The sequence below is a fragment of the Suttonella sp. R2A3 genome, from assembly GCF_021513215.1.
GTDB lineage: Bacteria > Pseudomonadota > Gammaproteobacteria > Cardiobacteriales > Cardiobacteriaceae > JAHUUI01.
This window is the reverse complement of the sequence record NZ_CP090975.1, coordinates 1,496,080-1,515,000: the sequence shown is the minus strand read 5'-3', so window position 1 is coordinate 1,515,000 and position 18,921 is coordinate 1,496,080. Positions and strand designations below refer to the sequence as shown.

18 protein-coding genes and 1 tRNA gene (1 of these 19 only partly in view) are annotated in these 18,921 nt (G+C 48.7%); 1 reads left to right on the top strand and 18 read right to left on the bottom strand.

Translation table 11 applies throughout. The features are described from left to right. The 14 genes from L0B52_RS07260 to L0B52_RS07195 all read right to left on the bottom strand — a co-directional run. Positions 1 to 903 carry the 5' portion of an FAD:protein FMN transferase gene (locus L0B52_RS07260; RefSeq protein ID WP_235064066.1) on the bottom strand. 345 nt of this gene lie to the left of the window's left edge, so only the first 903 of its 1,248 coding nucleotides appear in the window; its start codon is at positions 901 to 903; its stop codon lies off the left edge, out of view. Positions 904 to 930: 27 nt separating this feature from the next. Then, the gene (gene nqrF, locus L0B52_RS07255) at positions 931 to 2,148 is read right to left on the bottom strand and encodes an NADH:ubiquinone reductase (Na(+)-transporting) subunit F (protein WP_235064065.1); all 1,218 of its coding nucleotides are present in this window, start codon (positions 2,146 to 2,148) and stop codon (positions 931 to 933) included. A gap of 12 nt (positions 2,149 to 2,160) precedes the next feature. After that, on the bottom strand, positions 2,161 to 2,772 hold the full coding sequence (gene nqrE, locus L0B52_RS07250) for an NADH:ubiquinone reductase (Na(+)-transporting) subunit E (RefSeq protein ID WP_235064064.1): 612 nt from the start codon (positions 2,770 to 2,772) through the stop codon (positions 2,161 to 2,163). Positions 2,773 to 2,781: 9 nt separating this feature from the next. Further along, a complete protein-coding gene (locus tag L0B52_RS07245) occupies positions 2,782 to 3,471 on the bottom strand; it encodes an NADH:ubiquinone reductase (Na(+)-transporting) subunit D (protein ID WP_235064063.1) in 690 nt (229 codons plus the stop codon). A gap of 30 nt (positions 3,472 to 3,501) precedes the next feature. Then, positions 3,502 to 4,314 carry a Na(+)-translocating NADH-quinone reductase subunit C gene (locus L0B52_RS07240; RefSeq protein WP_235064062.1) on the bottom strand — a complete coding sequence of 271 codons (813 nt, stop codon included), beginning with the start codon at positions 4,312 to 4,314 and terminating at the stop codon, positions 3,502 to 3,504. Then, the gene (locus L0B52_RS07235; protein ID WP_235064061.1) at positions 4,298 to 5,443 is read right to left on the bottom strand and encodes an NADH:ubiquinone reductase (Na(+)-transporting) subunit B; all 1,146 of its coding nucleotides are present in this window, start codon (positions 5,441 to 5,443) and stop codon (positions 4,298 to 4,300) included. Before L0B52_RS07235 ends, L0B52_RS07240 begins: the two co-directional genes overlap by 17 nt. Before the next feature lie 3 nt (positions 5,444 to 5,446). Further along, positions 5,447 to 6,787, bottom strand: a complete 1,341-nt coding sequence (locus L0B52_RS07230; RefSeq protein WP_235064060.1) for a Na(+)-translocating NADH-quinone reductase subunit A — start codon at positions 6,785 to 6,787, stop codon at positions 5,447 to 5,449. 150 nt (positions 6,788 to 6,937) lie between these two features. Beyond that, positions 6,938 to 7,023, bottom strand: a tRNA-Leu gene (locus tag L0B52_RS07225). Positions 7,024 to 7,031: 8 nt separating this feature from the next. Then, positions 7,032 to 7,415: a preprotein translocase subunit SecG gene (gene secG / locus L0B52_RS07220; RefSeq protein WP_235064059.1), complete on the bottom strand. Its 384-nt coding sequence runs from the start codon at positions 7,413 to 7,415 to the stop codon at positions 7,032 to 7,034. After that, positions 7,412 to 8,140: a triose-phosphate isomerase gene (tpiA, locus tag L0B52_RS07215; RefSeq protein ID WP_235064058.1), complete on the bottom strand. Its 729-nt coding sequence runs from the start codon at positions 8,138 to 8,140 to the stop codon at positions 7,412 to 7,414. Before tpiA ends, secG begins: the two co-directional genes overlap by 4 nt. After that, complete coding sequence (gene glmM / locus L0B52_RS07210; RefSeq protein ID WP_235064057.1) at positions 8,133 to 9,485, bottom strand: phosphoglucosamine mutase; 1,353 nt, start codon at positions 9,483 to 9,485, stop codon at positions 8,133 to 8,135. The genes tpiA and glmM overlap by 8 nt, the downstream gene beginning before the upstream one ends. 125 nt (positions 9,486 to 9,610) lie before the next feature. After that, complete coding sequence (locus L0B52_RS07205; protein ID WP_235064056.1) at positions 9,611 to 10,999, bottom strand: TRAP transporter large permease subunit; 1,389 nt, start codon at positions 10,997 to 10,999, stop codon at positions 9,611 to 9,613. Positions 11,000 to 11,007: 8 nt separating this feature from the next. Next, positions 11,008 to 11,529: a TRAP transporter small permease subunit gene (locus tag L0B52_RS07200; RefSeq protein WP_235064055.1), complete on the bottom strand. Its 522-nt coding sequence runs from the start codon at positions 11,527 to 11,529 to the stop codon at positions 11,008 to 11,010. Further along, positions 11,529 to 12,254 carry a TIGR00730 family Rossman fold protein gene (locus L0B52_RS07195; protein ID WP_235064054.1) on the bottom strand — a complete coding sequence of 242 codons (726 nt, stop codon included), beginning with the start codon at positions 12,252 to 12,254 and terminating at the stop codon, positions 11,529 to 11,531. The genes L0B52_RS07200 and L0B52_RS07195 overlap by 1 nt, the downstream gene beginning before the upstream one ends. Positions 12,255 to 12,375: 121 nt before the next feature. On the opposite strand from L0B52_RS07195, the gene polA reads away from it, so the two are divergent. Further along, positions 12,376 to 15,075 carry a DNA polymerase I gene (gene polA / locus L0B52_RS07190; protein WP_235064053.1) on the top strand — a complete coding sequence of 900 codons (2,700 nt, stop codon included), beginning with the start codon at positions 12,376 to 12,378 and terminating at the stop codon, positions 15,073 to 15,075. Positions 15,076 to 15,177: 102 nt separating this feature from the next. Here the strand turns inward: polA and L0B52_RS07185 are convergent, their stop codons facing one another. From L0B52_RS07185 to tyrS, 4 genes are all read right to left on the bottom strand, one after another. Then, positions 15,178 to 15,648 (bottom strand): Dps family protein, encoded by a 471-nt coding sequence (locus tag L0B52_RS07185; RefSeq protein WP_235064052.1) that lies wholly within the window; start codon positions 15,646 to 15,648, stop codon positions 15,178 to 15,180. Positions 15,649 to 15,753: 105 nt separating this feature from the next. Then, positions 15,754 to 16,392, bottom strand: a complete 639-nt coding sequence (locus L0B52_RS07180) for a hypothetical protein (RefSeq protein WP_235064051.1) — start codon at positions 16,390 to 16,392, stop codon at positions 15,754 to 15,756. Then, complete coding sequence (locus L0B52_RS07175; protein ID WP_235064050.1) at positions 16,392 to 17,723, bottom strand: serine protease; 1,332 nt, start codon at positions 17,721 to 17,723, stop codon at positions 16,392 to 16,394. Before L0B52_RS07175 ends, L0B52_RS07180 begins: the two co-directional genes overlap by 1 nt. Next, positions 17,720 to 18,916 (bottom strand): tyrosine--tRNA ligase, encoded by a 1,197-nt coding sequence (gene tyrS / locus L0B52_RS07170; protein WP_235064049.1) that lies wholly within the window; start codon positions 18,914 to 18,916, stop codon positions 17,720 to 17,722. The genes L0B52_RS07175 and tyrS overlap by 4 nt, the downstream gene beginning before the upstream one ends. Between the last annotated feature and the right edge of the window lie 5 nt (positions 18,917 to 18,921).

Genomic DNA, 18,921 nt, shown 5'->3' with positions numbered 1-18,921 from the left:
TGCAGCTTCTGCGCCTAATGCCATTAACGCAGTGGCATAACCATCAGCATACATGCAAGAAGACGCCATCACACTTACCGAAAGTAAAGGCGACTGGGTACTGGTACCTGTGCGGGGATCAATCGTGTGGGCGACTCGTGCACCATCATAATCAATATAGTTGCGGTAATTTCCGGAAGTCGCTAACGCCATCTGCGACTCATCATGATCATTGAGCGCAATGACTTGCTGAACGTGTTGCCCCTCTTCAGGCCGCTCCACAGCAATCCGCCAAGGCTCACCAAACTTTTGACCCACTGCAAGCACTTCCCCGCCAATATCGACCAACACATGCTGATAGCCCAATTCACTAAGTCGCGAGGCAACCGCATCAACACCATAGCCTTTAGCAATCGACGACAAATCGATCATTACGCTAGGGTTGATTTTAGCAAGTGTCATCGCCTGTGGGTCTATAATCAACTGCTGATAGCCGACATTTGTTAGCGCAGCATCAATCGCTGCCTGTGATGGTGCTTCATCGATAGCATCAGGACCAAATCCCCACAAATTCACCAACGGCGCCACGGTGATATCATAAACGCCATCGCTTTGCTCACTAATGGTTTGTGCCGCAAGCAGATTATCGATAAAAGCCGCACTCACCGTTTGTGGCTCGGTGCTTTGTCGTTGGTTAAATTGTGAAATCGCTGAATCTGCTATGTAGGTCGACATTTCTTGGTTGACTTCAGCCAGCACTTGGACAATTTCCCCACGCAGGGCATCCTGGTCATCCACCGGATCGGCCACACTCACCTGCCAGTACGTACCCATCGTCTCACCTTGTAAACGCAGCACTTCCTGATCTTGAGTTTGCGGCTTGCATCCTAGAAACAACAATGCCACTGCAACAAGCAGTGGCATGTAACAACGCTGAATTATCGTGGACACTTATCCCCCAAAATCATCCAGCAAGATGTTTTCATCTTCGACACCCAGATTATGCAGCATCTCGATGACCGACTTATTCATAATCGGCGGCCCACACATGTAGTACTCACAATCTTCTGGCGCAGGATGATTTTTCAAGTGGTTCTCATAAACCACATTATGGATAAAGCCTGTGTAGCCATCCCAATTATCATCAGGCAGCGGATCAGAAAGCGCACAATGCCATTCAAAGTTATCGTGTTCTGCCGCGAGACGGTCAAAATCTTCAACATAGAACATTTCACGCTTAGAACGTGCACCATACCAGAAGGTGATTTTCCGCTTGCTGTCCAAACGCTTGAGCTGGTCAAAGATGTGCGAACGCATCGGTGCCATACCCGCACCACCACCGATAAAGACCATTTCCGCTTCGGTTTCTTTGGCAAAGAACTCACCAAATGGGCCAGAAATCGTCACTTTATCGCCAGCTTTGAGGTTAAAGATGTAGCTCGACATCAACCCTGGCTGTACGTTTGGATTATTCGGTGGTGGTGAGGCAATACGCACGTTGAGCATGATAATGCCTTTTTCCTCGGGATAGTTCGCCATCGAGTACGCACGCGTGACATCGTTATTATTCACCGCGTGAATCTTAAATAAGCCGAATTTTTCCCAATCTTCGCGGTATTCTTCATCAACATCGTAATCGCTGTAGTTGATGTCATAAGGACCACACTCGATCTGAATATACCCACCCGCGCGGAACGGAACCGATTCGCCATCAGGGATTTGCAACTTCAATTCTTTAATAAAGGTCGCGACGTTATCGTTGGAAATGACTTCGCACTCCCATTTTTTAACCCCAAATACCGATTCTTCAACTTCTACGTTCATATCGCTTTTAACCGCGACCTGACATGAAAGACGAACACCTTCGCGCGCTTCGCGTTTGGTGATGTGGTTCAGCTCAACCGGCAGGATTTCACCGCCACCTTCGTTAACCACCACCGTACACTGACCGCAGCTACCGCCGCCGCCACAAGCTGATGACACATACAAGCCACCTTCAGCTAAAGCACCGAGCAACTTCCCACCTGCCGGTACGCTGATTTCTTTTTCTTCGTTGACCATGATTTTTACATCGCCTTGTGGCACCAAAAAGCGGCGCGCGACCAAAATCACTGCTGCGAGCAATAACACCAAGCCGGTGAAAACTAATACGCCATAAATAATTTCCATGCGTGACTCCTCTTACAACTGTACGCCGGAAAACGACATAAACCCAATGGCCATCAGGCCTGCGGAGATAAACGTGATCCCCAAACCTTCCAAGCCTTTCGGGATATCGGCGTAGCGTAATTTTTCACGCACACCAGCGAGCAAGACAATCGCAATTGCCCAGCCTAGACCACTACCAACCCCATAAACGACCGATTCAGGGAAAGTGTAATTCCGCTCAACCATGAACAACGAGCCACCCAAAATGGCGCAGTTTACGGTGATCAACGGCAGGAACACACCGAGCGCAGAATAGAGCGCTGGGACGTATTTATCCAAAAACATCTCGAGAATTTGCACCAACGCGGCAATAACCCCGATGTAGGCAATCAAACCGATAAAGCTCAGATTAACGTCTAGCCCCAACCAATCCCAGAAAATCGCATCTGGCTTGATCAAAAATTGATAAAGCAGGTTGTTCACCGGGACAGTGATGGTTTGTACAACAACCACCGCGGTACCCAAACCAATCGCGGTAGGAATTTTCTTCGATACTGCCAAGAAGGTGCACATACCGAGGAAGAATGACAGTGCCATATTTTCAATGAACACCGATTTCACAAATAAACTAATATAATGTTCCACAATCTGCTCCTACTGATGTGCCGGGTGACCACCAACTTGTGGTGTTGACGCTTCAGCTGGTTGGTATTCACGTTCTTCATTCTGCTCAGGTTTCCAAGCACGTAAGGCCCAAATCAACAAGCCAATAATAAAGAAAGCACTCGGTGGCAATAACATCATCCCGTTAGGCAAATACCAGCCACCATCTTGCACGGTTGGCAGTACAGTCATGCCAAACCACGTGCCGCTACCGGTGATTTCACGAATCGTACCGACCACGAGTAGTAAGACGCTGTAGCCTAAGCCGTTACCAATACCGTCAACCAAGCTCGGCAGCGGTGGGTTACTCATCGCATACGCTTCCAAGCGCCCCATCACGATACAGTTGGTAATGATCAGGCCAACGAATACCGAAAGCTGTTTAGACAGCTCAAAGGCATACGCTTTCAAGAACTGATCGACGAGAATAACCAGCGAGGCGACAATCGTCATCTGCACGATAATTCGGATGCTGTTTGGAATCTGTTTGCGAATAAGACTAACAAACAGGTTAGACAATGCGGTCACTGCCGTTAACGCCAAACACATCAAAAACGCTGTTTTCATATTGCCGGTAACCGCTAGCGCCGAACAAATCCCTAATACCTGTAAACCGATTGGGTTTTGGTCGAAAATTGGTTCAAACAATATTCTTTTATAATCGTATGTTTTATCACTCATAAAAACCTCTTGCTCATGATGCGTTATACGTTAGGATCCGCTGTTCGCGCTGGTGATTGAAGAAGCGGTAATCTCTCCATCTTGGATATGGCGCACAAACGATTCATAGCCTTGCTCACCCAACCAAAAGTTCATCAAGTTTTCCACACCACGACTGGTTAATGTCGCCCCAGAAATCGCATCCACTTGGCCATGTTCTGCCTTTGCAGAGCCTTTGACCATATGGATTTGTGGTTCACCATTATCATTATAGGGCACCACACCTTCCCATTGCTTCTGCCAGCTTGGGTCGGTAATACGCGCGCCCAAACCTGGGGTTTCACCATGACTATAAAACGTCAGACCGGTAATTTCAGCACCTTCATCTAAGGTCATCGCCGTAAAGCCATACATCGTTGACCACAAACCATAACCTTGTACCGGCAGAATAACTCGCTCGATACGATCATCTTTGATCAACAAGTATGCTGAGCCTTCATCGGCCATGCGCTTAATGCTCGCAGGATCATTTTCGACTGCATGTCCTGTTTTCTTATCTTGTGCCGCCGCGTACATATCATAAGCACCCGGATCATCATGTTTGGCCAATTCACCACTGGCAAAATCAACCACAACCGGGGTGATTTTTTCATAGCGCTCATTGATCGCTGCTGCACGCAAACGCTCACCAGGTTCAGCCAGGCCAGCAGCCACCAAAATGTTGATGCGCTTTTCGTTTAACTGGTTTTTTTCTTGCGTATCACGCAGTGCTACCGCTGCGGTTGAAACCACTAGTGAACACACCAGGCATACACCGGCAGCAAAAGCTAGAATGCGTATTTTAGAATTATTGGGCGTTGACATGTGTTCTCACCTTACGACGCTTAATATTCGCGTTCATCACAAAATAATCAATAATTGGGGCAAAGATATTAGCAAACAGGATCGCCAGCATAATCCCTTCTGGGAACGCTGGGTTGACCACACGGATCAGCACGGTCATCACCCCGATCAAAAAGCCGAAGATATAGCGGCCTTTATTGGTCACAGACGCTGATACCGGGTCGGTCGCCATAAACACCGCACCAAAGGCAAAACCGCCAATCACAAAATGCCACCAGAACGGCATCGCAAACATCAGGTTTGTTTCGCTGCCGATCGCATTAAACAGCAAGGCAGTCGCGGCACCACCGGCAAATACACCAAGAATAATCCGCCACGAAGCAACCCCGGTTGCCATGATAATGATCGCACCGATCAAGATAGCTAACGTTGAGGTCTCCCCCACCGAACCTGGGATATTGCCGATAAACGCGTCCCACCAGCTCCATTGCTCAGTCACTGCAGCCATACCATCGCTGGCTGCTTTCGATAAAGCGGTTGCACCAGAATAGCCATCTACAGCCACCCATACAGAATCACCAGAAATTTGCGCTGGATAAGCGAAGTATAAAAAGGCGCGGCCTGTGAGTGCCGGGTTAACAAAGTTACGTCCGGTACCCCCGAAAATTTCTTTACCGATCACCACACCAAACGAAATCCCTAAGGCAACCTGCCACAGTGGAATCGTTGGCGGCAAGATCAGGCCAAAGAGAATCGAGGTAACAAAGAAGCCTTCACTGATTTCATGTTTGCGGATCAGCGCAAAAAGCACTTCCCAGAAGCCACCGACGGCGAACGCAACAATATAGATTGGCAATTGCAGTTTAGCGCCAAACCACAGGTTGGCTAAAAGCCCCCAGGTTTCGCCTTGCGCAGCAGCTGCTTGTGCACCGGTAAAATACCAGCCGGCAATCATCGCCGGGAAAGCCGCTGCCCAAACAATAATCATCACGCGTTTGAAATCGATCGGATCGCGCACATGCGATGGACGTGTTGTCGCGTAATTTGGACTATAAAGAATCGTTGCCGCTGCTTCATAGAGTGGATAGAACTTTTCTAATTTCCCACCCTTCTCAAAAACCGGGGCGAGTTTATCAATTAATTTTTTCATCACTTAGCCTTCCTTCTCAATCAAGGTCAGGTTCTCGCGTAAAATAGCCCCGAAATCATGTTTGCCGGGATCGACATAGGTCAGCAACGCAATATCTTCTTCATCTAATTCTAATGCGCCAAGGGCAATCGCCGAATCGGTATCTTTAACCGCCAAGGCTTTAAGCAACAACGTTGGTAAAATATCCAACGCCATCACATCTTCATAAATACCAAACGGCAAAATCGGCCGTGGTGAGCCTTGCATCGCGGTGGTAAATGGAAGTTTTTTGCCATTGAGGAAACGGCCTAAGTACGCACGGGTGCGTGAGTAAGATGACATCCCAGGGCGAACGAATTCGAGCAAAATAGAATCTTCACCTTCGGGCAAGACAGAAATTTGCTGGTCATAACCGCCTAAGAAAAACGTCGCTTCTTCCATTTTGCGTCCAGCAAAAACCGAACCAGAAATCACGCGCTGCTTACCATCTTGCAGGTTATCGCCTAATAGTGCTTTAGCATCGATCCCACGCAAGGTTTTGACCAGTTTAGGCTTTTTAACCCCAGGCCCAGCAATCGCTACCACACGGTGGTTATCAATCGTGCCAGTACGGAATAAATGCCCAACGGCGAGTAAGTCTTGTAAGCCTAAATGCCAAACCTGTTTTTCAGGGCCAACTGGCTCAACAAAGTGAATATGGGTACCAACCAAACCTGCAGGGTGAATACCCGCAAAAGCGTGCTGGGCAACGCGGGCAAACTGCTGTACTGGTAGCGGTGCATTTGGACGATGACAAACGTGTACTTTACCTTCGGTCAGCTGTTGTAAGACTTGCAAACCGACCAAATAATCGTCTTCACGGCCTTCGAGGACGAGCGTTGGGTCAAACGATAATGGATTGGTATCCATGGTGTTGACAAAAATCGCGTAAGGTTTCGCTTCTAAAGCAGGTGTTTTATTAAACGGACGGGTACGCAGAACTGGCCAAACGCCTGATTCGCGCAAACGCTCAACCACCGCTTCGCGCTCAAGCTTACTCACATCGGTGCATGGGGCATAACTGACCGCCTCATCGCCTTCAGGCTTAATGATGACCGATAACAAGCGGCGGCGCTCACCACGCTCGATGGCATCAACCACCCCAGCAACTGGCGAACAAATCATCACACCCGGATTTTTCTTATCCTCAAATAGTGCTTGACCCGCTTTAACGCGATCCCCTTCTGCCACGTTCATTGTCGGCTTCAAGCCAACAAAATCATCGCCTAAAACGGCGACACGGGCATCGGGTGTAACGGAGTGAATGGTGGTATCGGAAATGCCACCAGAGATAGGAAGATCAATTCCCTTTTTGATTGATATCATGCTTACAATACCTTACCTCAGATGCTAAATTCTTCATTTTTTAGTCAAAGCGAATGGCTATTGATATAGCATCTTATTTAAAAGACCCATACTGAAATTACGCGAAATCTAGCGTAACACAATATCAATGACTCGTCGCCTCGATTATATTGGTGCCGACGGCGAGACTCGAACTCGCACGAGCTAGGCTCACTACCCCCTCAAGATAGCGTGTCTACCAATTCCACCACGTCGGCTAACATTCTTATTGTTCCGCAGCAGCTGGCGCTGGCGCAGGAACATCGGTACGTGAAGCAGGCGCGCTATTATCCGCACTCGGACCAGGCACGTCAAGCTCCGTTGCCACATTTTTTTCCGCCAAGCTAGCGTCAGTCAAAATGCTTTCTTCGTGTATCGATTTATTCTGCAAATACCCTAAAGCTAACGCACTGATGAAAAAGACAATCGCCAGTCCGCGGGTTAATTTATATAAAAAACCACTTGAGCCGCGCGCACCGAATACGGTTCCAGACGCACCAGCACCAAATGAAGCGCCCATACCAGCGCCTTTAGATTGCTGCAGCAAAATCAACACACTAAGTGAGATTGCTGTGGCCAAAAAAACCACCTGAGCAATGGTGATACTCATGTCATAGCCTCAATTATTCCTAAAAATGAGCGCACATCTAACGAGGCTCCGCCAACCAGAAACCCATCAATATCCTGGGCTGCAATCAGCCCGGATGCGTTGTCTGCTTTGACACTGCCGCCATAGAGTATGCGCAAAGAGGGCGCTATTCTAGCATGTTTTTCTGCGAGTATCTGACGAATTTCCGCGTGCGCATTTTGTGCATACTCTGGGGTCGCTGCCTTACCGGTACCAATCGCCCACACCGGTTCATAGGCAATGACGGTCTGTTCATCAATGAGCCCGGCTTCAATAATGGGCTGAAGCTGCGCGCGCAGGGTTTCAGCAGTTTCACCGGCATCATGTGCAGCAAGCGATTCACCAATACAATAAATCACCGCCAATCCTTGGGCTTTAAGCTGCTGCCATTTCTCGATCAAGAGCGCCTCATCTTCACCATGGTCGCTGCGTCGCTCAGAGTGACCAATAATTGCGTAAGTACACCCTGCTGCTTTGAGCATTGCTGCAGAAATTTCACCAGTATGCGCTCCTGATTCATGGGCGCTCACGTCTTGTCCAGCCAGTTGAGCCAATCCTTGTGCCTGTGCTGTGCTGAGTAATGTTGCCGGCAAGCCAAACACCGTTTCAATGCGTTCGTTTTGTGGCCAGTTTTGTGCGGCAAACGCATCCACCAACGCCACATCACCATTCATTTTCCAATTCGCTGCAGCGATTAATTTACGCATGATTCCCCTCCTGTCTAATAACCTCCGCTAAGGACTGAGCAATCTCGCCCATCAACACCTCATCATCACCTTCGGTCATCACACGCACCAAAGGCTCTGTGCCCGATGGGCGCAATAAGATACGGCCCTGATCACCAATACGCTCTTCTGCTTTCTTTAACGCCTCTTGCACCGCCGGCTGTTGCATAATCGTGTTGCGATTAGCGACCTCAACATTCACCATTATTTGTTCTGTGAGGTGCAAATCGGCACACAATGAGGCCAAATCCTGCTCCATTTCCAGCATCGCAGCCAGAACCTGCAGCGCTGCAACGATCCCGTCACCGGTAGAATTGCGGTCCAGGCAAATAATATGTCCGGAGTTTTCCCCACCAATCCGCGCGTCCAGTTCTTGCAAGCGCTCTAAAACATAGCGGTCGCCGACTTTGGTGCGATGCAGGGTTACGCCCATTTTTGCGAATGCTTTTTCCAGCCCGAGGTTGGTCATCTGCGTGCCAACCACATTGTGTAGTTCTTCACGTTTAAAGGCGCGGTATTTGGCAATGATGTATAAAATGACATCACCATCCAACAAGCGACCACGCTTGTCGGTCATAATCACCCGATCGCCATCACCATCAAAAGCAATACCAACATCAGCACCCTCTTCGCGTACCTTTTGCTGTAACGATTCCGGATGTGTCGAACCACAGCCGGTATTGATGTTATAGCCATCCGGATTATGGTTAATCACCACCACTTTGGCGCCTAATTCACGAAACACATCCGGGGCAATCGCATAAGTCGCGCCATTGGCACAATCGAGCACCACCTTTAAGCGCTCAAACGGCAAACCGACAGGAATCGCGTTTTTACAAAATTCGATATAGCGTTCACGCGCTGCATCGATACGATACGCTTTACCAAGCTCGGTTGAGCCCGAGATCTTCATTGGTTGATCAAGATAATATTCAATTTGGCGCTCAGCCTCATCAGAGAGCTTATAGCCACCACGGGCAAATACTTTAACCCCATTATCGTAATAAGGATTATGTGAGGCGCTAACCACAATACCGGCTGCGGCATGGAAGGTGCGTGTGAAATAAGCAATCCCAGGGGTTGGCATCACGCCAAGCAAATGCGCGTCTATACCGGCTGCCGACAAACCAGAAACAATCGCATACTCAAACATATAGCTCGAAATACGGGTGTCTTTGCCGATAATCACTTTTTCACCAGCGCAGCCTTGATCGACAAGCACTTTCCCCACAGCCCACGCCAAATGCATGACTTTATCTGGAGTCATTAACCCCTGCCCAACTCTTGAGCGCACGCCATCAGTACCAAAATATTGTCGTTTATCCATGATGCCTCTTTATCCGTAATTGGGTTGCAAATATTGCTAACCTGATAAATTATAAACTGCTAAATAGTCTCACTCAAGCGAGCTTATGTTGCCTCAACGTCATCGTTGCTAATTAAAAACAGGTTTTAGCCAAGCGAAATCCAATGCACGATATCTGGCACCAAAGCAATCAACACAATCAGCAAAATCTGGATCACAATAAAGGGCAATACCCCTTTGTAAATCGCGGCAGTTGGAACGCTCTCTGGCGCGACACCACGCAAGAAGAACAGCGCAAAACCAAACGGTGGGGTTAAGAAGCTGGTTTGTAAATTAAGCGCGATCATAATCGCAAACCAGGTTGGATCAACCCCCATCTTAAACAGCACAGGCGCGACAATCGGCACAATCACAAAAATAATCTCGATAAAATCGAGCACAAAACCGAGCAGGAACATCACCACCATAATCAACAACATCGCACCGAACACCCCGCCAGGAATATCCGTTAATAATTGCTCGATCAGATGATCGCCACCATAACCACGAAAAACGAGTGAAAACAACGATGCACCGATGAGAATAAAAAATACCATCGCGGTAATCGAGAGCGTTTCGCGCGGCACATCAATCAACCAACGCAGGCTGGTTTCCTTACCGTGATATTTATCAATCCCATAGCGCACCAGAGCAATTATCGCTGCGCCAAACGCGCCAACGCTCGCGGCATCAGTGGGCGTCGCTACCCCGAGAAAAATTGAACCGAGCACCGCGCCGATCAATAACAGCGGTGGTAACAACACAAACAACAAACGCAGATAAAAGCGCTCACCACGCGCCTCAATACGCTCACTCTTGGTGCGCAGCGGCATCGCGTCAGGCGTCAACCAAGCACGAATTAATAAGTAGACAATATACAGCCCCACCAACAGCACCCCGGGCACTACCGCAGCAGCGAACAAATCGCTGATTGAGACGGTTTCTGGTGACCAATTCCCCATCGCAAGCTGCGCTTCGCTATAAGCATTACCGACCACATCGCCGAGTAAAATTAGCACAATCGATGGTGGAATAATCTGCCCCAACGTGCCGGAGGCACAAATAATGCCTGTCGCGAGCGCCGGATCATAACCGCGCTTGAGCATCACGGGTAGTGAAAGCAAACCCATCGTGACTACGGTTGCGCCAACGATTCCCGTAGAGGCCGCCAGCAGCATACCCACTACGGCCACAGAAAACGCCAGTCCACCACGTACACCACCAAACAGCAGCGACATCGTTTCCAATAAATCTTCAGCGATTTTTGCTTTTTGCAGGGTCAGCCCCATAAAAATAAAGGTCGGTACAGCAATCAGTGTGGTGTTGGTCATGATGCCGTACAAGCGTTTCCCCGATGCGTGCAAAAATGCCGGGTCAAACACCTCAAAAAACATCCCACCACCCGCAAAGGCTAATGCCACGCCGGCCAGCGACAAGGCCACAGGATAGCCGAGCATCAACACGACACACAGCGCAACAAACATAATTAGCGGCATCCACTCCATTATTCTGCCTCCTCAGCCAATACAACCTTACCGCTAAAAATCAGCAGGTTACGCAACAACTCGGCAAAACCTTGCACAATCAGCAAGATGGCGAACAGCGGCATCAGAGATTTCAATAGGTAGACAAACGGCAAACCGCCTGGCTGGGTGGATTTTTCCATCACCGCCCACGCGCGCTCGGCATCGCCCCAGGAAAACCATAAAATGAGTACGGCAAACGGCAAGAGAAAACACAGTGTGCCAAAGGTATTGACCAGCGCTTTTTTTCGCGGTGAGAAATTACGATACAACACATCGACACGCACATGATCATCGCGTTGCAAAGCATAGGCCACACCGATCATAAACACCGTGGCATGCATATACATCACAGACTCTTGTAAGGCGATCGAGTTTTTATTAAAGAAAAACTGCATGGTCACAATCACCGTGGTTACCAGCACCATCGCCAGCGTCAGCCACGCCACTGCCTTACCTAAAGCGCCAATTACTGCGTCAATAGTGCGTACGATTATTTGCATCACAGTTCCCGCAATGTAATTTGTTCTTCAACATTTGGCGTATACGGGCGGTCTTTATAAAAGTCTTCGATTGCCGTCACCACAGCATCTGCATCATCAACTAAGGTCATTCGATCAAGGTCTTCGCTGGCGATCGTGCCTTCTTGAAGCAGCGTATGTTTAAACCAATCGAGCAGGGGCGACCAAAAAGACGTCCCCACCAAAACCACAGGGATCGTGCGCGATTTCCCGGTTTGCATCAGGGTGAGAATCTCTGCGAATTCATCAAGGGTACCAAAGCCGCCTGGCATCACCACATACGCGCTGGCGTATTTAACAAACATCACTTTACGCGCAAAAAAATGGCGGAACACCAAGGCGATATCTTGATAAGGGTTACCTTGTTGCTCGTGGGGCAATTGGATATTCAAGCCAACCGATAGACCATTTTTTCCTTCATACGCACCTTTGTTAGCGGCTTCCATCAAACCTGGACCCCCGCCAGAGACCACCGAAAACCCATTATCAGAAAGCCGTTTGGCAACGGTTTGGGTGAGCGCATAATACGGATGATCTTCGCCAATCCGCGCTGAACCAAAAATACTCACCGATGGCTCAATCATCGACAGCCGTTCGAAGCCCTCAACGAACTCCGACATAATTTGAAAAACTTTCCACGATTCCTTGTTGAGCGCGTCTGAATTACGCAGACGCAATTCCTTCGGCGGCTGCCGCTTATCCTTCATGGTTTCCTCTATATGAATCATTGACAAGCGCCCCTCGATTTCTAACAATACAATCCATCGGGCGCAAAACGGTTCATTTTGCCGTTAATAGCCTGCTGAAGCAACTATTTAAAGGATTTTCGTGATCGACACTAACCGCCTAGTCGTTTTGGTTGACGGCTCTTCCTACCTATTTCGTGCGTTTCATGGCCTGCCGCCATTAACCAATCGTGATGGTCACCCCACTGGTGCACTGCATGGCGTGATAAAAATGCTCAACAAGCTTTATGATGACTATCAACCGGCGTATTTTGGGGTTATTTTTGACGCCAAGGGCCCGACCTTTCGCCACGAGCTCTATGATCAATACAAGGCGAACCGCCCGCCGATGCCAGACGACTTACGCCAGCAAATCGCCCCGCTGCACGAGCTCATTCGCGCGCTTGGCTGGGCACTGATTATCGAAAATGGCGTCGAGGCCGATGATGTGATTGGGACACTTGCCGCACGCGCGTTGGCCGAGAACTACCAAGTGGTGATCTCTAGCGGCGATAAAGACATGACCCAGCTGCTCACCCACAGCGACATCACCTTGCTCGATACGATGAAAAACGCAGCCACCACCGCTGACAATGTCGCTGCGCGCTTTAAGGTCGATGCCCTGCGCGCCGATCAGGTGATTGATTATTTAGCGCTGGTTGGTGACAGCTCGGACAACATCCCCGGCGTGGATAAAGTCGGCCCAAAAACTGCTGCTAAATGGCTGGCACAATACGACAACATCGATAACCTGATTGATAATGCGAGCAAGGTTGGTGGCAAAATTGGCGACAACTTACGCGCTGGTATTGAACAGCTCAAACTTTCGCGCGAGTTAGCAACCATTAAATGTGATCTCGAGCTTGATACTGAGATAGCCGACCTTGCCATCAGCGCGAAAAATCCGCATAAAATCACCCAACTGTGCGACACTTATGGCCTGTCGAGTGTCAAGCAGCAACACCTCGGCAGCGCACAAAACACCGCAGCACCCTCACAACCTGTCGCCCAGAATTATCATTGCGTACAAACACCAGAGGAGCGCGACGCATTATTAGCACGCCTTAAAAACAGTGAACGTTTTGCCATCGATACAGAAACCACTTCACTCAATTACACCGAAGCTAAGCTGGTGGGGATTTCACTATCGCTTGAAGCAGGGGAAGCATATTACTTACCGCTCGCGCATCAGCTTGAGCAAAACCTGCCCTTTCAAGAAACACTAGAGGCGATCAAACCCATCCTAGAAAACGCTGACATCGGCAAAATCGGCCAACATCTAAAATACGACCGCCATATCTTTGCTCGCTACGGCATTACCCTGCGTGGGCAAGCCGATGACACCATGCTGATGAGCTATTGTTTAAACGCCACCGCCACGCGCCATAATATGGACGCGCTCGCCGATTATTACCTCAATTATAAGACCACCTCTTTTGAAGACATCGCCGGCAAAGGCGCGAAACAACTTACCTTCGATCAAATCCCTTTAGCGACTGCTGCCGACTATGCCAGCGAAGACGCCGACATCACGATCCGTTTATACGACTTTTTTGCTGAAGCGCTTGAACAGGCTCCTCGCTTAAAACAGCTCTATCAAACCACCGAGCGCCCTTTAGCTGAAATTCTCTGGCATATGGAGCATCTTGGCGTGCGTATCGATAAAACGAAACTGGCCAAACAAAGCGCTGAAATCAGCGACACACTGGCAGCGCTAAAAACCCAGGCTTATGAACTGGCTGGGCGTGAATTTAACCTTGGCTCACCCAAGCAGTTACAGGAAATCTTGTTTGATGAACTGGAATTGCCGGTCATTCGTAAAACCCCAAAAGGACAACCTTCAACCAATGAAGATGTATTGCAGGAATTAGCCGATGAACACGAATTGCCGGCGCTGATTCTCGAGCACCGTGGTCTGGCCAAGCTAAAATCAACCTATACTGACAAACTCCCCGAGCTGATCAGCCCAGAGACCGGCCGTATCCACACCAGTTATCATCAAGCGGTGACCAGCACCGGACGCCTATCTTCGAGCGACCCGAACTTACAAAATATTCCGATTCGCAGTGAAGAAGGCCGCCGCATCCGTCAAGCGTTTATTGCGGCTGATGGCTGGCAGATCTTAGCAGCTGACTACTCGCAAATTGAGCTGCGCATCATGGCACACCTCTCTGGTGACGAAGGCCTATTAAACGCGTTTGCCGCCGGACAGGACATCCATAGCGCGACCGCGAGCGAGATTTTTTCTGTCTCACTTGATAACGTGACCCGCGAACACCGCCGTAACGCTAAAGCAATCAATTTTGGCCTGATCTATGGCATGAGCGCTTTTGGCCTTGCGCGCCAACTCGGGATTTCGCGTAGCGAGGCGAGTGAGTATATCGATACCTACTTTGCACGCTATCCAAAAGTACGCAGCTATATGGAAAATGCGCGCGACACCGCACGCGAACAAGGTTATGTTGAAACCTTATTTGGCCGACGCTTATATGTCGATGACATCCGTAGCAAGAATCCGGCGCGACGTCAGGCAGCTGAACGCCTAGCAATCAACGCACCGATGCAAGGCAGCGCGGCAGATATCATCAAAAAAGCGATGCTCGATATCGATGCCGCTTACCGCAACCATCCTCATTTGCGCATGATCATGCAGGTCCACGACGAACTGGTGTTTGAAATAGACCCCGCCTACGCCGACAGCCTCAAAGAAGACATCATCAAACGCATGGAGCAAGCGGTATCGCTGAGTGTGCCGCTGATTGTTGAAGCCGGTATCGGCAATAACTGGGATGAAGCACATTAAACGCACATAAAAAAACCCCACCTAATGGTGGGGCGTCTCATGATGATTTGCCTTGCTTTTATAAGCTGCCTCGAGAATGCTCGAGAGGCTAATGCTGAGGACTTATTCCTCTAATAATGAGCGCAACATCCATGCGGTTTTTTCATGCGTTTGCATACGCACAGTGAGCAAATCAGCGGTCGGTTGATCACTGGCCTTTTCGACAGCATCAAATAACTCACGACAGGTACGGGCAACGGTTTCTTGCCCTTCAACCAATTCGCGAATCATCGTTTTCGCGTCGTTTTTGCCATTGCCATCTTCGATGCTGGTCAACGCGCTAAATTCTTTATACGAACCTGGGGCGATGTGACCTAAGGCACGAATACGCTCAGCGATTTCGTCCACAGCTGTCGCTAATTCGGTATATTGCTCTTCGAACATCACATGTAACGCATTAAACATTGGGCCGGTGACGTTCCAATGATAGTTATGCGTTTTAATATATAGAGAATAACTGTCAGCCAGCACTTTCGCTAAGCCATCAGCAATAGATTTACGTTGTTGATCAGTCATACCAATATCAATTTTCATCTTACTCTCCTTAGATTAAGTATGGATTTTTAAATTAGGTTTATTATAACACTAAAACCATGAAACAAGATGAACAATTATAAATTTTAAAAAACAAAAACCTTGTTAATGATTGGCATTGCCAATTGATAAAAAGTCCTCAATTTCTTTTATCTGTTTACCAGCAGGCTCTATGGGTAGTAGTCCCTGATGAAAGACTGGATAGCGGCCTGCGGGTTGTGAGTAAAAGCCATTGCTACTTAAAAAGTGATAGCTTAACAACAAAATAAAGGGCAAAGAAATTAGCAAGGTATATCGTCCAACGCACAAATCGTGTTGATCAGAGAGTCGCGTCAGATATCGGTATAACAACCCTACAAAGAACATCAACACCAGCGCATAACTCAACGGCTGGAGAAAGCTCGTATTATAGAGATAATCACCCCAATAAGCGGCCTGCTCGGTAAAATCCGATAACACCGAAGCCAAGGAAACCATACCCAGCATCGCAAACAGACAGCTGCGCCGCACGAGCGACATCAGCACAGCATTCATCACCCAAGCGCTGCCAAGCAATACACTCAGCGCATAAAACAGTAGGTACCAATCAAAGATATAGCGTTTTTCACTACCTAAATAGCCGAGCAATAACGGAATGGCCAGCGCTAAGGCAAACCAGAAACAAGCCGCTACAGGATGGATAATCAACCCCCAAAGCTTTGGATAGCTGTTGGTGAGCGTATTTTTGTTATGCACGTTGCTCATCAATCCTGCTCTCTTTGAATTTGTTGCAACATATGAGTCATCACTTGTTTACCCAACGAACTTTGCACCCCGTTTAAGGCAATCTCAATACTAAAACCTTGCTGTGAATCGCCAATTTTAGCCGCGATTAAACGCATATCTTCAACCGCTTCACCCTCATGGATAAATTGTTTACTCGGTTGACGACACAGCGTGGTTTTAAACAAGCTATCAGCAATGCGCACAAAATCTGCTTCACAGCTAATATCATCAAAATCACGTTGTGGGCGTCGTTGGGTATTTAAGCTGTAGTACCGACTGTAGAGTCGGTAAAATCGCAGTGGCCAAAGCGGCTCACGTGCATAAAAATGGGTGTAGGCGTAGCCAAACTGACCCAAGGTGACATCGTTGCTGATAAAGGTTGATCGGTCGTTATAACAGGTCACCGATTCCATACCCAATAAATCATCCACATCCGGGGTTGGTGAGCTGTCCCAGCAGCGCACATCATCGCTCATCGACAGCGGTACGCGAAACGCACCAATCACCGTATTCTCCCATTGCTCATCGAGATGCGGGACAAAATAACGCTGGTTATCGGCGGCAAGCTGTGCGGCAATTGCAGCATTGACATCTTGCTTACCGGTATCTACTTGCGCCATCAGCGCTTCTACATGCTCAGCCGGGATGACAAAACTAATATCATTACCCTGACTTAAAAACGCCACATTCACACCAACCACATCGCCGCGAGCGTTCAGCGTCGGCCCGCCACTCATCCCACCGTTAAGTGAGCCAGAAAATAAAATTCGCGCCTGTGCGCTTTTTTTCAATAAGCCATTGTTGATGCCATCGATGATGATAAAGCCCAAATCGTGCGGATTTCCCAAAGCATAGAGCGCCGCACCTTGTGCGGGAATCGGCGCAAACTCAAACGGCTTGCCTAGCGAATCCTCCGCCTTAACAATGGCCAAATCATGCACCACATCAACGCCCAATAGCGTGAGTTTGCCTTCATTGTCCTCATGATCAACGTAGCGCAAGCTGTGGTTTTCTTTTTGCACCGCATCAGAGACCACATGATAATTGGTCGCGAGCAAACTGCCATCACCGACCACAAACCCCGAGCCAATCGAGGTTTTTTGTCCGGTTGCCTGGTTAATCACACGGATTTGATAAATACTCGGCTGATATTGCGCGAACAGATCGCTGGCATTGAGCGCTGCGCTACCTCTATTCACTTCAGACTGTGGCGCACTAGGCTGTGCACTAGGTTGCTCGCTACTGAGCATCGGTTGTGCCGATGCCGCACAAGCAACCGACAAGCCTAACAACAGCAGTATGTGTTTCATGTTAAAACAACATTCGCAATACGCCGTTTACCGACTGAAACCACCGCATCAAAGCCTGCCTCAAGCAGTAAATCTTTATCGCTGACTTTTTCGCCATCGATTTTTACTGCGCCTTGTTTGATCATCCGCAAGCCTTCTGACGTGCTCGCCACCAATCCAGCATCTTTAAGCACGTTAGCAATCGGCAAGCCACCATCGGCTGACAAACTCACCGTCAGCAAGTCTTCAGGCACTTCATGCTTTTGAAAACGCGCGACAAAAGCTTCTTGCGCGTCAACCGCCGCTTGCTCATCATGAAAACGACTAATCAATTCGTGCGCCAATTCAAATTTCACATCACGCGGGTTACGCCCTGCGGCGACCGCTTCTTTTAACCCGCTAATCTCGCTCAACGGTCGGAACGACAGCAATTCAAAATAGCGCCACATCAAATCATCAGAGATCGACATGATTTTGCCGAACATCTCGTTCGCCGGCTCGAAAATACCGATATAGTTACCGAGTGACTTACTCATTTTTTGCACGCCATCTAAGCCTTCCAGGATCGGCATAGTGAGCACGGTTTGTGGGGCTTGTCCGTATTCGCGCTGAATATCACGCCCGACTAAAAGGTTAAATTTCTGGTCAGTACCGCCTAATTCCACATCGGCCTGCATCGCTACCGAATCATAGGCCTGAGTAAGCGGGTAAAGGAATTCATGGATCGCGATTGTGCGCCCTTCTTTGTAGCGCTTATTAAAGTCATCGCGCTCGAGCATCCGCGCGACGCTGTATTGCGCGGTCAAACGGATCATATCCGCTGCGGTCATCGCGTTCATCCACTTAGAATTAAAGCAGATTTCGGTTTTATCCGGATCAAGAATTTTAAACACTTGATCGGTATAGGTTTTCGCGTTTTCTTCGATTTGTTCGCGTGACAGCGGTGGGCGCGTGGCGTTCTTACCCGAAGGATCGCCAATTTGCGCGGTAAAATCGCCAATCAAGAACAACACTTTATGCCCTAAATCTTGAAATTGGCGCATTTTATTGAGCACCACGGTATGGCCAAAATGCAAATCTGGCGCGGTTGGGTCCATACCTAATTTGATGCGCAGTATTTTGCCTGCTTTAAGCTGCTCAACCAGCACATCTTCACCAATCAATTCGTCCACGCCGCGACGAATCACAGCGAGTTGTTCTTCTAACGGAATCATAATAA

Coding starts and splice junctions, on each gene's coding strand:
- nqrF (WP_235064065.1), bottom strand. CDS start 2,148: ATGGAAATTATTTATGGCGTATTAGTTTTCACCGGCTTGGTGTTATTG.
- L0B52_RS07245 (WP_235064063.1), bottom strand. CDS start 3,471: ATGAGTGATAAAACATACGATTATAAAAGAATATTGTTTGAACCAATT.
- L0B52_RS07240 (WP_235064062.1), bottom strand. CDS start 4,314: ATGTCAACGCCCAATAATTCTAAAATACGCATTCTAGCTTTTGCTGCC.
- L0B52_RS07235 (WP_235064061.1), bottom strand. CDS start 5,443: ATGAAAAAATTAATTGATAAACTCGCCCCGGTTTTTGAGAAGGGTGGG.
- L0B52_RS07230 (WP_235064060.1), bottom strand. CDS start 6,787: ATGATATCAATCAAAAAGGGAATTGATCTTCCTATCTCTGGTGGCATT.
- secG (WP_235064059.1), bottom strand. CDS start 7,415: ATGAGTATCACCATTGCTCAGGTGGTTTTTTTGGCCACAGCAATCTCA.
- tpiA (WP_235064058.1), bottom strand. CDS start 8,140: ATGCGTAAATTAATCGCTGCAGCGAATTGGAAAATGAATGGTGATGTG.
- glmM (WP_235064057.1), bottom strand. CDS start 9,485: ATGGATAAACGACAATATTTTGGTACTGATGGCGTGCGCTCAAGAGTT.
- L0B52_RS07205 (WP_235064056.1), bottom strand. CDS start 10,999: ATGCCGCTAATTATGTTTGTTGCGCTGTGTGTCGTGTTGATGCTCGGC.
- L0B52_RS07200 (WP_235064055.1), bottom strand. CDS start 11,529: ATGCAAATAATCGTACGCACTATTGACGCAGTAATTGGCGCTTTAGGT.
- L0B52_RS07195 (WP_235064054.1), bottom strand. CDS start 12,254: ATGAAGGATAAGCGGCAGCCGCCGAAGGAATTGCGTCTGCGTAATTCA.
- L0B52_RS07185 (WP_235064052.1), bottom strand. CDS start 15,648: ATGAAAATTGATATTGGTATGACTGATCAACAACGTAAATCTATTGCT.
- L0B52_RS07180 (WP_235064051.1), bottom strand. CDS start 16,392: ATGAGCAACGTGCATAACAAAAATACGCTCACCAACAGCTATCCAAAG.
- L0B52_RS07175 (WP_235064050.1), bottom strand. CDS start 17,723: ATGAAACACATACTGCTGTTGTTAGGCTTGTCGGTTGCTTGTGCGGCA.
- tyrS (WP_235064049.1), bottom strand. CDS start 18,916: ATGATTCCGTTAGAAGAACAACTCGCTGTGATTCGTCGCGGCGTGGAC.